This is a genomic window from Planktothrix tepida PCC 9214, from assembly GCF_900009145.1.
Classification (GTDB): domain Bacteria; phylum Cyanobacteriota; class Cyanobacteriia; order Cyanobacteriales; family Microcoleaceae; genus Planktothrix; species Planktothrix tepida.
This window is the reverse complement of the sequence record NZ_LN889813.1, coordinates 909,202-924,275: the sequence shown is the minus strand read 5'-3', so window position 1 is coordinate 924,275 and position 15,074 is coordinate 909,202. Positions and strand designations below refer to the sequence as shown.

Below are 15,074 nucleotides of genomic sequence, written 5' to 3'. Positions count from 1 at the left end.
GTAAAAACGGCTTCCTCCATTACTCCCTAGCCACCACAATAATAAACACAAACAAAGCAATCAATAAAAACCATAAAATTCCATTATTATCAACAGTTTGCTGTTTTTCTAACCTAAAAACACAACCATTTTTTAAACAAACGGCTTGATTTTCTGACGTTTTTCTCAGTTTGCAACCGACTTGAGGACAGGACATAATATTAACTCCTATTCAGATAATTTTTCAATAGATCCAAGAAACCGGGTTTCTCGTTTAGGGTTTGTTGTGAAAAGTTAGATAATTCAGAAACCCGGTTTCTGCTTCAGTAAATGACAAAGGTGAATAAGCAGCGATCCAGAATTAAAAGCAGTGTTGGGAGGGATACGAACCGCCAGAATAAAGGCAGTAAACCAAAGAATGACGGAGCGATAATGGCAAAGGAAATGNGCTTTAAGGGATTTTGATGTTTATCGCAATTTAGATTTTAATTCCCAACAGATTCAGGATTTTATTGAACAATGGTTTAACGATACAAGCCAGAGTCAGGAGTTATTAAACCAGTTAAAAGAACCCAACCAAACCCGCATTAATGATTTAATTAAAAATCCCCTGCGGTTAGCGTTATTATGTCGGACTTGGAAACGGGGGCAAAAATTACCGGAAACCCAAGCGGGACTTTATCAACGGTTGGTGAAGGGTCATTATCAATGGAAGGATGAACAGAAACCGTTTCAAATTCCATTGGAGGTGCAAGAATGTCTCCATCAACAGTTAGGAGAATTAGCGAAAACGGCTATAAACCGTGAACAATTTCGGTTTCGCTTAGAGGAAAAATTTGTTGAACAGTATTTAGGAAAACCGCAATGGGAAAATACTCTATTTTATTGGGCGTTAAAATTAGGATGGTTAAATCGGGTGGGGTTAGCATCGGTTGAGGAAAAGGACTCAGACCAAGCGGTTTATGCGTTTTTCCATCCCACGTTTCAGGAATATTTTGCAGCTTTAGCGATTAAAGATTGGGATTATTTTTTACCTCGAAATCATGTCAATTGTCCGGTGGAGGGGAAAGAGTATCGCATTTTTCAACCCCAATGGAAACAGGTGATTTTATTATGGTTGGGGCGGGATGATTTGGAGGTTGGGGAGAAAGAGGGGTTTATTCAGAAGTTAGTTAGTTTTGATGATGGGTATGATTTTTATTGCTATCGTGCCTATTTTTTATCTGCTGTGGGAATTAATGAGTTTAAAGAATGTAGTTTATCTGATACAATTGTAGAAGAGATTATTGAATGGGGGTTTGGTTATTTTAATTTTATTTATCTGATTAAAGAAGGTGCAAAAACAGTATTGCCAGAGACAATTAGAAAAAACGCGATCGCTAATTTAATTCGGGTTTTAGAAACCACTGAAGATGAAGATGATCCCAGGTATTATGATGTTGCCAATATTTTAGGGAAAATTGCTGTTGGAAATGAGTTAGCAATACGGGCGTTAATTCGGCACTTAGAAATCACTGAGGATGAAAATACTCGCAGGATGGTTGCCGAGAGTTTAGGGAAAATTGCTGTTGGAAATGAGTTAGCAATTCGGGCGTTAATTCGGGTTTTAGAAACCACTGAGGATGAAAATACTCGCAGGATGGTTGCCGAGAGTTTAGGGAAAATCGCCATTGGAAATGAGTTAGCAATACGGGCGTTAATTCGGGTTTTAGAAACCACTAAGGATGAAGATGATCGCAGGTATTTTGTCAAGATTTTAGGGAAAATTGCCGTTGGAAATGAGTTAGCAATACGGGCGTTAATTGGAGTTTTAGAAACCACTAAGGATGAAGATGATCGCAGGTATTTTGTCAAGATTTTAGGTAAAATTGCCGTTGGAAATGAGTTAGCAATACGGGCGTTAATTGGGGTTTTAGAAACCACTAAGGATGAAGATGATCGCAGTTTCGTTGCCGAGAGTTTAGGGAAAATTGACCCTGGAAATGAGTTAGCAATTCGGGTGTTAATTGGGATTTTAGAAACCACTGAGGATGAATTTGATCGCAGTTTCGTTGCCGAGAGTTTAGGGAAAATTGCTGTTGGAAATGAGTTAGCAATACGGGCGTTAATTCGGGCTTTAGAAACCACTGAGGAGGAAATTGAACGCTGGAGAGTTGGCAAGAGTTTAGGGAAAATTGCTGTTGGAAATGAGTTAGCAATTTGGCTGTCAATTCAGGTTTTAGAAACTACTGAGGATGAAGATACTCGCAGTTTCGTTGCCGATATTTTCGAGGAAATTGCCGTTGGAAATGAGTTAGCAATACAGGCGTTAATTCGAGTTTTAGAAATAACTAAAAATCGATCTACTCGCTGGAATCTTGCCACGATGTTAGGGAAAATCATCAAAACACAAAAACAATATGAATATGTAGTTTTTGCCCTCAACCATAACCTAACTGATGAAGTTTACAAGAATAATTTTGATCTTTTTTATAGATGCTATGAACTCCTCTGGCAATGCGCCCAAAATCTACCTTATCCCAAATTCTATCAAGCATGGCATCACAACACCCTTACCCCCCATCCTGAAATTATTGATAATACCCCCGTTGGCAATACCCCAACAGTACGACAATTAGAACAACAATTCACCGATATTTGTACCCAACTTCCTCACCTCCCCCTCCACTGTATCAACGTCAACAAACTACTAACCCTCAACACCAAAAACGAATTTGTCCAAGCATTTTGTAACCGTCTTTATCAAAAACTCTTACCCGATGAAACCCCTCCCGAAGTGCAGACCCCCGCTAACCTAGAAACCAAAATTATCCACCTGAAACAGCAACTCCAAACCCCCCATCTGTTCATACTGTTACTCGCAGATGGGACACCCACCCCCGAAGTCATCGACTGTTGCGACTATCTCACGGACGTTTTACACCTAGGTTGGATAACTCCCGACCCCCTCCCGTTACCATTTCCGCAACGTTCCTTTGTGGCGTCGCAGGAGAATTTATTAGAAGCAGTTGAAAGTTGGGTTAGGGAATATTAATTAACTGCTATTCTAATCTGAAATCCTCAAATCTTTGCTACCCATCCGTCCCCTGTAGAGACGCGCCATGGCGCGTCTCTACGTGGTTTAGGGAATAATTTGTAGTATCAATTGCTGAAATCCGCTATTTATTCCAGACCGCCTTCTTGTTCCCTACGTTTGCGATCTTGAATAAACGATTCAACTAAGGCAACATCCTCTTTACTTCCAATAATTAAAGGAGTGCGTTGATGCAATTTTTCAGGAACAACATCTAAAATTTCTTGCGTTCCCGTTGATGCTCGTCCTCCCGCTTGTTCGATTAAAAATGCCATCGGTGCAGACTCATATAATAACCGTAATTTTCCCTCTGGTTTCTTAACCGTCCCCGGATATAAAAACACACCCCCTTGATATAAAATCCGGTGAACATCTCCCACTAAAGCACCACTATAACGGGCAGTATATCCTTCATGGCGATGCACATAACGAATATAATCCCGAATGGATTCATCCCATTGCCAAAAATTGCCTTCATTAACACTATAAATCGGGCCGTGATTGGGGATAGAAATGTTTTCTTTCGCTAAAATAAACTCTCCTAAACTGGGGTCAAGAATGAAGGAATGAACCCCCGTTCCAATGGAATAAACTAACATTGTACTAGGGCCATAAAGAATATATCCAGCGGCAATTTGTTTATGTCCATTTTGCAATAAATCCGCCGCCGCGCCATCTTCATCATTGCCTTCTTGTTGACGAATGGCAAAAATTGACCCGACATTTAAGTTAGTATCTAAATTCGATGAACCATCTAAAGGATCATAAAGCAAGGTATAGCGTCCGATGGGACAGTTTTCGGGAATATAAAAGGGGTTTTCCATCTCTTCTGATGCCAAACGACAAACTAAACCGCTTTGTTTGAACACAGAAATAAAGACGGAGTTGGCATAAACATCCATCTTCTGGACGGACTCTCCTTGAACGTTTACGACCCCTGTAAACCCTAACGCATCATCCACTAAACCCGCCTGGGATAACCTGCGAGCGATGAGTTTTCCCGCCAGTCCGATGCGATTCATTAAAGCACTAATATCTTGAGCATCGGGGGAAAAACTATGCAATTGTTGAAGAACATGACGAGATAGGGTGGTGCAGTCCCGATCTAAATAATATCCTTGATCAATCGCATCTGAAAAATTAGACCCAACGGATGTTATTACCATAATTGATCGGCTCCTATTTTCCGGTAATTCCTATCTTAACGAAGCCGTTCCAGGGTGTACCAAATCTGAGCAAATTTGGGGGAATTGGCTTTAAAACTGAGTTAGTGAACGCCAATCTCTACCCCTTTAGGCTGGGAAGCCTCACGAAAGGATGAGATCGAAACAAGACGATTTGAAGCAGAATCCCAGAGGATAAACTTAAAACAATCTGAAATATCGGCAATTCGCAGGGTTTTTACACGAGTGAGCAGGTGTTGATTGTGATGATGGCAGGCTTCAAGATTATAATTAGGAATTCTTTCACAAAGATGATGAATATTATGATAGCCAATATCTGCGGAAAACCACTTTAAAATAAGCGGTAACTCTAGGTAACTACTTCCCTCAATCGCTCCTCGTAGATAATTCCAACCTTCGGTTTTATGGGCATAGGAACCCTCAAAGTTATGTTGAACAAAAAACACACAAATAAACAGTGCTGCTGAACAGGTGAGAGTAATAGAATAAACACTCCAGAAGAAACCAACCCCTAAAAAATAACTCAGAAAAATCCAGCTACCCACAACACAAATATTGTTGAAAAGTAGATCCCAAAACTCAGCCGTTGTATACCAAGTTTTGGATTTATAAGAAGAAAAACACCCCATTAAAGTAATATCAGGATATTGTTTTAAGTAATTGAGTAGATGACCCCAAAACCCATAAATTCCGGCGATTAAAGCCAGTCTGGGCTTAATAGCTAGGTAGAAAAAACCACCCGGAAAAATCATGAAGGGATGTCTGAGAAATTCATACCACCATTGACCTGATGGACTCAGTTTGGCAAATTCCTCCGTCGAAATTAAAGCAGATGGCCCCCGATAGCGTTCCCAATCTCCATTAGTTTTGTGATGATAGGCGTGTCCTCTTGACCAAGGGTATTGAGGAATGGCGTTAATCACACCAAACATAAAACCAACAACCCGATTCACCTTTTTTGAACTAAACAATGAATAGTGTCCGCAATCGTGCATTAAAGAAAAACAACGCACTGAAAACAGCACCATTAAAACCATAATGGGCGGAAGCAACCAAAAGGAAATAGAAGCCGCTTTAACGGCTAAAATCCATAAAAGGAAATAAGGAACAACTGTATTTAAAATTTGATAAGTAGCCCGTAAGTTGTTACTTTTGATGTAGGGAGATAGGACAAAATCAGACTTTTTAATCGGGTTTCCTATCATTATAAATTCACCGAATCCAGAAGAATAAAACAGTTGTTGTTCATGAATATTTAATATCGAGGAACTTTGGAGTCAACATAAATTGAGTAAGCATCAATACCCCCGGTAATATTTTTAACCTGGGTGAAGCCCTGGCGAATCAGCCATTGGCACATTTGAGCCGATCTCACACCATGATGACACAGAACCAAGGTTTCTTGGGTGGCATCAAGCTCTACCAAAATTTGCTCAGACCATTGGCTATATTGGCTGAGGGGATAATTCATAAACCCGTCAAGTTTTGCCATCTCAATTTCTTCAGGTTCGCGCACATCAATTAACTGAAGTTGATGGTTAGGAAGGGTTTGCAGTAACGCTTCTAATTCCTTAACGTTGATTTCGAGAATGGGTTGAACAAAAAATTGGGCTGACATAGGGTTATTTGTATTAGCTTTGCTTTTGTTAATTAGAAGCCAAAAACTGGTTAGTCATGAAGATATCTAGCCTTCTTGATTAGAACTGTCTAGGATTCAATTTTATTCCCTACAAGGAAATAATACTAGAGATGCCGCGAATATGCAACTCGACCCTCGGCTTTTCATCTCGATAGAAAACAACGCCTCGATAATCTCCTGTGGTACTATTAAAGGACAGTTGATGACCATCTGCGACTTCTAGCATTAATTCTCCAATTCTAACTTTACCCTGTTTACCATCAACATCAATTTGTAAAGCTTTGGAACTGTAAATATCGGTCAAGAGCACCCATAAACTATTATTCCGTTTAGCGCGTTTCACTTGAATATGACCAATTTGGAAACTAAACCCATCGGCTTCTGGCCCCAAAAGACGGATTTTTGTACCGGGAGGTAAACCTTGAATTTCATTATCGGGTAAACTATCAGAACGATGTTGGGTATCGCCGGGATGAAGTTGTAAAAGTTCAGGACGGTCTAACAAATCTAAGCGCGGAGTGTCAATATTTAAGGTGGCGGGATTGATTTTCCAATCATTAGATTTCCGCATAATATCTTGGTGAATTTCTTCCGCCCGAATGGGTTCGGCGACTAAAGCATAATCTTTTTGTTTGAGTTTGGTGGCTAACCATCGTTCTCTCGCAAAGTCTTGTAAAGCCAGTTCATTACAGTTAATAAATCGTTCATAGAATTTGAGGGTGGGAACAAGTTCCCCAATTTTTTCTAAAGTAATTCCCACTTCAACCATTGTTAATTTTTGTCGCCAGTTGTCACTGGATAAGACTTTTTCAATTAAAGTTAAATAACGACTTCTAAAATCCCGTGCTTGTTCAGGAGTTAAATTAGAACGGGCAATTTGACGCAACAGTTCAAATCTAAATAGAATAGCTTCCAGTTTACTACATTTTTCAATCGCTGCGATCGCATCAATCCAACGTTTAATTTTAATTAAATAATCAATCCAATCTCGTAGGCGATTTTGTCGTTCTAAAGCCCGTCCGAGACAATCTAAATGTTTTAACCATTGTTGACTTCCTGACTTTCCTGATTTTTCCCATTCTACAATCATCCGTTCAAAATCTCCCGCTTTTTCTAAATAAGGTAATCCTTCGGGAAATCCTGATAATTCGGCTTGGGCAATATTATATTCTCGTTTTTGAGTGGTGTTACTATCCTGCCAACAGCGCACCGCCCGCCGTAAATTTCTCGCCCGATAATAACAATCTCCTGCTAATTCTAAAACCCCATTATATTTAGCTTCATCTAATCCTTCTAAAACCTCTGCAAACCGTTGCCATTCTTCCGGGTCTAAGATTTTTTCCCGCATTAAAATCCGAATTTGACGGCTATAATCTTGAACAGCCGCTTTCCAAGCTTTGACTAAACGATTTTCTTGGAGAATTTGGTTGCTTAAACTCTCTTCTAAAAATTGGGTAAATTGTCGAATATTGGGCAAGGTTTTTGGGGTTTGTGCCATAAATTCAACTAAAGGCTGTTCTACCTGTTTTTTCTGAGGAAATTGGCGATACCATTCAGCTAAAGCTTGCCAACACATTCCATCCCAAAAACAATCCCAAGCCTCTAATTCTTGATTACGTTTGAGGAATAAACGCCCTGCTTCTCGAAAGCGTTTATCAAATTTTAGCGCGAAGGCTTCACAAATATCTGCTTTTTCTAAATAGCCTAATTCTCGATAAAATTGTTTCGCCCGTCGCATGGACGTAGCATCTTTTTGATTACGACCATTTTCTTCAAATTCCTGCGCTTGGGAGTTGCGATTATCCCGTTGTAATTCTTCTAAATTATCCCCCCAACGGACTCCCCCAATATAGGTTTCCCAGTTCTCTCGATTGTCAACTTGAGTTAACCAATATTCATCATAATGTAGAGACGTGCCATGGCGCGTCTCTATCGCTGGGTCTGTTTCAACAGTAGCATATTGCCATAAATAGCGATCGCCCATTTCCGTATCAATAACCACTAAATCCGACATTCCCCGACTAGCAGCAACATAAAGCTTATTAAAAAAGTATTCTAATTCTAAAGGATGATTTTCTGTTCCTTGGACATAATCAATTAAGGGACGTTGATTAAATTCTTTAGCAAATTGATCGCCAAATTTATATAAAATTACTAAGGGAAATTCTAATCCTTTCGCTTGAATGGCACTTAAAATATTCTTGGGGGGATGTTCTTCAGTTGCATCAGGAAATAAAGGCGATAAAAATTCATCTCGTCGAATATAGTCTAATTCCCCTCCCGCTTCACAAGGAACAATAAAAATAGGAGATTTTTCAATATGTTTTTTTAAGGCTTCTGAGGAAAAATTATTCTGTCCGAAAATAAACTTTTGAGGAATGGGAGACTCAATATAAGATTGCCAAGATTCTTGGGGTTTTAACTCCTGAATCTTAAATAAAATATGTCTCCAGAGATGAATTAAATTAGTTACTTTGACAATAGACGGACTCGATCTATAATTGGATTCAAGTTCATAAAAGGTCATGGTTAAATTCAGTTGACGAGTTGGGTCAAGGGCGGCAATGACTTGATCAAAAAAGGTCGCCTTGACACTTTCCCAGCGAAATCCTGTCGGGTTTAAAGTTTGAAAGGGATCTCCCGCAAAGGCAAAGGGTAAACACCAGACCGGGGGATATAAATCACAATGGGAAAAGATAGATAACTGCATAATTAATCGCAGTTCTAAGCTGGTGAAATCTTGAGCTTCATCACAAAAAATAGCAGTATAAAGCGGTAAATGATCTCGACGAACTTCTAAGACTTTTCTAATTAAATCTTGATCATCCCAATAGCCTTCTCTAGTCGTTAATTGATAATACCAAGGCCAAACTTGTTTATAAATCGCTTGAAAAATTTCAACCGATAAACTGCGTTCCCGTCGAGGCACTTCTTGATAATCATCGGGGGTCATATACCCTTCATGTTGTCCGCTTAGGGTATAACCTTTAATAAACGTTCTAATAATATGCCAACACAGTTCGGGAGAATAACGACTATAGCGACGACCACATCGTTGCCTAAATTCATGAAAACAAATATATTTATCAGGATCAAATCTATCGCTTTCTTCAGGAGGTAATAAACTTAATAGAAATTGCTGAAAAGATTTAAAACAAACATCAATAGAAGGTTTATTTCCTTGCCCATTAGTTTCTAATAAAAATTTATGGTGACTTTTTAGAAGTTTTTCAACCCCTTCTTTAGCCTTCCCTAATAATTGTTCATTATACGTTAAAAATAAAGGATGGGGAACTTGGGTTAATTTTTGGCGATATTGTAAATAATATTTTTGATATCGATAACAATAATCAGCAAACAAATAAAATAACATGGTAGATTTTCCACTTCCGGCTCGTCCATTAATAAAAACCGGAAGAGAACTACTTCCTAACTCTGGAGTCGATAATTCATGCAGAATCTTTTCTTCCTCCATTGATAACGCCCAATTAATTCCGAATTCCTGTTCAATTTCTAACCAGATTTCGGAATCTCCTAATAAATAATCAGGATAAGAGCGTCGAGTATAACGGGCTAAATCTTCTAACGTTAATTCCTGAGCTAAAATATTACTAAAATTAGAGTGATTTGAAGATTCTGTTAAATCAGGTTCTCCTGAATTAAAATTAAATAAACGAGTAATTTGACCGACTTCAAGAATATCATTGAAGTTAGGATGATGATCAAACGTAGATAGCAGAAATAAAACGCTGCGGTTAGGAATATCTGAGGTGAGAATCCAACTATAGAGAATATAACGATTGTCTTCAGGTTTACCTGCAATTTCAATATTATCAAACTCTGTTTTTATAATTTTAATTGCTTCTTTCCCTTCCACTAAACTATCAACAATGTCATAATAAGTTCGCCATTGTAGTTGAGTGTCTCGCTGCTTAAACTGTGCCACCCAAATTTCACTTTCACAAATAACCGCATCCGTTGTATTCTTAATCCAATCTGGCCCTTTTAACCAAATTTGGCGTAAATCTTCCGGCAAACTCGGACGACGGGGAAAGGATTTTTGTTCCTCCCGTTGGGCATTAATACTATTATCTAATTCTTTTTGATCAATTAAGGTATCCAGATAATCTCTTCCATAGTCATCGGGATTTCTCAAAAAGGCCTCATATTCTTTTCCCCCTCTGGGAAAAACGGCCAATAAACATAAAATTGGGTCATTTTTAACCCATAGAATTTTTCCCAGCAAGCGCAAATTCCGTATAGGCCGCTTTAAGTAGGGATAATTCCACTCAAATAGTGCCTGTACTGCTACTGTCCCTTGAGCCTTGAGGGTGACGAGTAATTCTGCCACTTGACTCTGGATGCCCTGCTGTTTCGCTTGTGCGTCGAATGTCGGGGTTGTGTAGATTAACATGACTTCGATTTTGACACAATCTGATAAGTGTCACCATAAAGTCATTGTGCGTTATTTAATGGGAAAATATCAAATCGAGGTGAAGCTTAATCTTCAACCGTTAAGGGTGATCCCGATAATCTCCAGTATTTTAGGACATTATGGACTCGAAAACCTGGAAAAATGGTGAACTACCTACACCGCCCTAATCGGGTCGGTGTAGGCTTCCGAATTCACAGACCGATGCCCCTTACTTTTGCAAGCAGGTGGACTTACACAGCCTCCATCGGCAAAGACGGGGTTCCCTCCGCCTTCAGTTAATATTCTGATGCCTTCGTTCCTGATATTTAATGCAGCGTTTTCATCACGGTCATGATGAGTTTGACAATTTAGGCAATCCCATTCTCTAACATCCAGAGACAACTCACTTAGGATATAACCGCAACTCGAACAAGTTTTGGAACTAGGGAAAAAGCGATCAATTTCTACAAGTTCGCCATTTTTTTGCTTCAACTTGTAATCAATAAAATTGACAAATTTTCCCCAACCCACATCAGATATAGCTTTTGATAGCTTCCGGTTTTTAACCATCCCCTTGACGTTGAGGTTTTCAACGACAATGACTTGGCTTTCGTCAACCAATTTTCTTGATAATTTATGCAAGAAATCTTGGCGGGAATTGGCTATTTTCTCATGAACCTTAGCTACAGTTTTCCTAAACTTCTCTCTCGATTTACTACCTTTAGTTTTTCGAGAGAGTTTTTTCTGTTTTCGGGCTAAATTTTTCTGATGACGATATAAATATTTAGGGTTAGCATATTTAGTTGCATTCTCTCCATTGTGAGTAATTGCAAAATCTTTTAACCCCAAATCAATCCCAATAATCTGATCTCCCGACTGTTTAACGTCGGTTCCTTCAATTTCACATAAGATGGAAGCAAAGTATTTATCAGTCGAAGTTTTGGAGATTGTTACCGTTTTAATTTTTCCCGTAATCTCTCGGTGAAATATTGCTTTAATTTCACCAATCTTAGGGACTTTTAGATATTCACCGCTAACAGTAACACTTTGGGGATACTGAATTGATTGCTTGTGATGTTTAGATTTGAAATTAGGAAATTTAGCTCGTCCCTCAAAAAAGTTCTTGTAAGCTCTATCTAAGTTTATAGCTACACACTGGAGAACCGATGAGTAGCAATCTTCTTTGAGCCAAGGATATTCTTTTTTGAGTTGAGGGAGCATTCCCTTATAAGATGGTAATTTTAGGCTTTTGCCAGTTTCTTGATAGTGCTGAACACAGGCATTTAAGGCAAAATTCCAATACCATCTTGCACAACCAAATGACTTGGCTAACGCCAATTCCTGTTCTGGTGTTGGATAGAGTCTAACCTTTGTAGCCTTCAGCAATTTGAATCACTTCCTTTTTTATTATATTATATTTTATAATAGCCAATTATTGAACATTCTATAGTCCCCGGCCGCAATTCATCCCACGCTGCCCTATCGGGTCAGTCGTGGGGCTTCTTGCGGAAGATGCTAAAATTAACAAAAACCCATGTATTATTTTTGAAGCATGAGTGTTTCCTAATCTGGCATTATGTCCAGGGCTATTTCATGGGTCGGGTCAGAAACCGAGGGTACTAGCCATATTTGCTAACGTATCGCCAGCAAATAATATGAAATCCTGAAAATTATACTACAGATAATCCCCTAAACCCCCTGTAGAGACGCGCCATGGCGCGTCTCTACAGGGGGGAATTTGTAGCAAATATTTAGGGATTTCATATTACTATCTGTGTTTGCAACAGCAGTCTTCGCTAAACATTTTGTTTTACAAAGACTGCTATACGGATACTTCTTTGCTAACTGCTATCAAGCGATAAATTCTGAGGAATTAATTAAGGTACTATCAAAACCCAACAGTTTAACAAGTTCCTCTCCCGTATTGGCAAGTTTAATGATTGTATTACCATTAACGGTTGTGATTTGCAACGCTTCAAGACTTAATCCGCCTGTTAACTGAATTTGATCTTCGCCTAGAGTAAAATCATTAATGATATCTACTCCTGTATTCCCTGCAATATAAAAGCGATCGCGTCCTTTACCTCCGATTAAAATATCATTTCCTAAATCTCCAAATAGGTGATCATCCCCTTCTCCTCCCTCTAAGAAATCATCTCCTTGTCCACCATAAAGGCTGTCATCTCCTAAATCTCCAAACAAGTTATCATTGTCTTGATTTCCAAATAGCAAATCATTATCTTTTCCACCATAGAGAAGATCTCCAGCAGCGCCGCCATGTGCTTCATCATCTCCTTGACCTAATGCAATGGTTTGGCCTAGTTTATCTCCAACAACAATATTTTTTCCGGCATCGCCCAAGAGTTGCATTTGCCCCCTTAATAAAGCAACATTAATATTTTGGAGTTGAATAATAGAATTAGGCAAATCCGTACTATCAATCAAGCTAATTTGTTGATTTCCGACTCCTGTTTGTTGTGATAAAGCTACATTGGCTTGTATCAGAATGGGCTGACTACTCGGTAAATCTCCTGGCAATTGGGAGAAAGGAGCAAACATAGAGAAATCCCATTGGGTATTGGCATCAAACCGAGTTAAAATTTGTTGAGCCAATTGATTGAGTTCAGAAGATTCAGTTCCTAGCGTTTCTTGAAGATCTGTTTGTAAATTTTGCAAGGTGCGATTATTTCCTGTCAAAATTGCACCGCCAATCTTTTCAGGGACAGAAACTTCAAAGCTTTCTCGATTGAAATGTTCAAAGATTTCTTGATTCGTCGCGTTGGCCTTAATCGGTTGTTCAGAAATACTCAATTTCTGGGGAACTTCCAGAGGGAATACCATACCCCCATTGGAATTCAATACATAATAATGCTGAGAAAATGTATCGTCTCCTGGATCTAACAGGGGGATAGAATTAAAGTTCTCAGATGCCAGGTCATCAACAAAGGATATCACATCATATTGAGGTGCGATTAAGGTTTCTTGATATTCCATGCCCTCACGCTCGTCGTCATTATTGCTACGCTGTCTATTGAAAATGAAACGACTGGGGGGGACAATTTGGCCACTAAGCCCCGTAAGCTTATAACGAACCATGTCACCTAATGTGATCCGAAAGTATCGGATTCTCCTTTTGCTGCTAAATTCTCTAGCTCGACGTAGAGGCCAATTGTCAAACTGTCCCAAACCTAATCGATTTAGCAAAGTAAATTGTGCAACACTTAGTCCGTTCAATGTTTGTATAAGGTCAGATGAATTTGCTGCGGTTGTTATTAGGTTTACAAAGGCGGAATTGCTGAATGCGCTAATACCTATACTACTAGCATTCGTTTTAAATACAAATGCTTCAAGTATGGGCTTGGGATCTTTATAATTTGCGAATGTTGCTTGAAACAGTGGTGTTGTCGCTAGTTGTTCTGGGGTAAGCCCCAGAGATGCAGCAATAGGGTTAAGATAGTCAGGGAGATTGTTGTATTTTATCAGTTGATCGATGACGGTATTCTGTAGGTTAAAATTGCCCGCTTCATCGGTAACAGTATTGGCTGNCATCATATTGAGGTGCGATTAAGGTTTCTTGATATTCCATGCCCTCACGCTCGTCGTCATTATTGCTACGCTGTCTATTGAAAAGACCGGGGACAATTTGGTTACCAGGCCCCGTAAACCTGACCAGCGTAAACTTATAAGTCGCCATCTGAGTTAACGAGATCTCAGAGTATCTGATTCTGCTAAATACTCTAGCTCGACGTATAGGTGAACTGCCAAACTGTCCCAAACCTAATCGATTTAGCAAAGCAAATTGTTCAACACTTAGTCCGTTCAATGCTCCTATAATGTCAGATGAATTTGCTGCGGTTGTTATTAGGTTTACAAAGGTGGGATTGTTGAATGCCGAAACATTAAAGAGACCACTAGCCTTCGTTTTAGATACAAATGCTTCAAGTATCGGCTTGGGATCTTTATACTTTGTCAATATTGCTTGAAACAGTGCTGTTGTCGCTAGTTCTTTTGGGGTAACTCCCAGGTCTTTAGCAATAGAGTTAAGATAGTCAGGGATATAGTTGTATTCGATGACGGTATTCTGTTTGTTAAAATTGCCCGCTTCATCGGTAACAGTATTGGGTAGAAGTGTAGCCGAAACATTCCCAGAGGTTGTCATTCCCCCAACCGCTACCTCATAGATGCTCCCACTACCTGTAATAGTTGCGGTTTTGGGGTTCGCAGTTCCTCCTAAGATGAGATCATTCGCTTCAAACCCCTGAACCGATTCACTAAATGTAACCTTCAAGTAAACAGTATTGTCAGAGGGGGGACGATTTTGCTCAATGATAGCCGTCGGGGGAGTGGTATCACCAGGAGGTAATGGTGTTGGCGTCGGGGCTAAGGTTGGTGTGGGTGTTGGGGTCGGGGCTAAGGTTGGTAAGGGTGTGGGCGTTGGAGCTATTGTCGGCGCTGGAGTTGGTTCTAACGTCGGTGTGGGCGTTGGAGTCGGTGATATTGTCGGTGTTGGAGTTGGAGTTGGTTCTAACGTCGGTGTAGGCGTTGGTTCTAACGTCGGTGTGGGCGTTGGAGTCGGTTCTAACGTCGGTGTGGGCGTTGGAGTTGGGGTCGGTGTTGGATTTGGTGTTATCGTCGGTGTTGGATTTGGTGTTATCGTCGGCGTTAGATTTGGTGATATTATCGGCGTTGGAGTTGGTGATATTGTCGGCGTTGGAGTTGGTGATATTGTCGGCGTTGGAGTTGGTGATATTGTCGGTGTAGGCGTTGGTTCTAACGTCGGTGTGG

At 39.7% G+C, this 15,074-nt stretch carries 9 protein-coding genes; 2 read left to right on the top strand and 7 right to left on the bottom strand.

Annotation, left to right across the window (positions count from 1 at the left end):
* Positions 1–19: 19 nt before the first annotated feature.
* The gene (locus PL9214_RS31630; protein ID WP_186440466.1) at positions 20–196 is read right to left on the bottom strand and encodes a hypothetical protein; all 177 of its coding nucleotides are present in this window, start codon (positions 194–196) and stop codon (positions 20–22) included.
* A gap of 474 nt (positions 197–670) precedes the next feature.
* On the opposite strand from PL9214_RS31630, the gene PL9214_RS26620 reads away from it, so the two are divergent.
* Entirely contained in the window at positions 671–3,013 is a 2,343-nt protein-coding gene (locus tag PL9214_RS26620) for a HEAT repeat domain-containing protein (RefSeq protein ID WP_072722286.1), read from the top strand.
* Between the two features lie 128 nt (positions 3,014–3,141).
* On the opposite strand, the gene fbp is transcribed toward PL9214_RS26620, so the two are convergent.
* The 4 genes from fbp to PL9214_RS26600 all read right to left on the bottom strand — a co-directional run bounded on the left by fbp (position 3,142) and on the right by PL9214_RS26600 (position 10,289).
* Positions 3,142–4,218, bottom strand: a complete 1,077-nt coding sequence (gene fbp, locus PL9214_RS26615; RefSeq protein ID WP_072722285.1) for a class 1 fructose-bisphosphatase — start codon at positions 4,216–4,218, stop codon at positions 3,142–3,144.
* A gap of 101 nt (positions 4,219–4,319) precedes the next feature.
* Positions 4,320–5,441, bottom strand: a complete 1,122-nt coding sequence (locus PL9214_RS26610) for a fatty acid desaturase (RefSeq protein ID WP_072722284.1) — start codon at positions 5,439–5,441, stop codon at positions 4,320–4,322.
* 50 nt (positions 5,442–5,491) lie between these two features.
* Positions 5,492–5,854 carry a rhodanese-like domain-containing protein gene (locus PL9214_RS26605; protein WP_072722283.1) on the bottom strand — a complete coding sequence of 121 codons (363 nt, stop codon included), beginning with the start codon at positions 5,852–5,854 and terminating at the stop codon, positions 5,492–5,494.
* Between the two features lie 109 nt (positions 5,855–5,963).
* The gene (locus PL9214_RS26600; RefSeq protein ID WP_072722282.1) at positions 5,964–10,289 is read right to left on the bottom strand and encodes a hypothetical protein; all 4,326 of its coding nucleotides are present in this window, start codon (positions 10,287–10,289) and stop codon (positions 5,964–5,966) included.
* Here PL9214_RS26600 and PL9214_RS31625 point away from each other — a divergent pair.
* Entirely contained in the window at positions 10,288–10,458 is a 171-nt protein-coding gene (locus tag PL9214_RS31625; protein WP_186440465.1) for a hypothetical protein, read from the top strand. The two genes, PL9214_RS26600 and PL9214_RS31625, sit on opposite strands and share 2 nt — an antisense overlap.
* 5 nt (positions 10,459–10,463) lie before the next feature.
* Here PL9214_RS31625 and PL9214_RS26595 read toward each other — a convergent pair whose 3' ends face one another.
* Entirely contained in the window at positions 10,464–11,675 is a 1,212-nt protein-coding gene (locus PL9214_RS26595) for an RNA-guided endonuclease InsQ/TnpB family protein (RefSeq protein WP_072722281.1), read from the bottom strand.
* A 465-nt stretch (positions 11,676–12,140) separates the two neighbouring features.
* Positions 12,141–13,283 (bottom strand): calcium-binding protein, encoded by a 1,143-nt coding sequence (locus PL9214_RS26590; protein ID WP_139295163.1) that lies wholly within the window; start codon positions 13,281–13,283, stop codon positions 12,141–12,143.
* Positions 13,284–15,074: the final 1,791 nt, after the last annotated feature.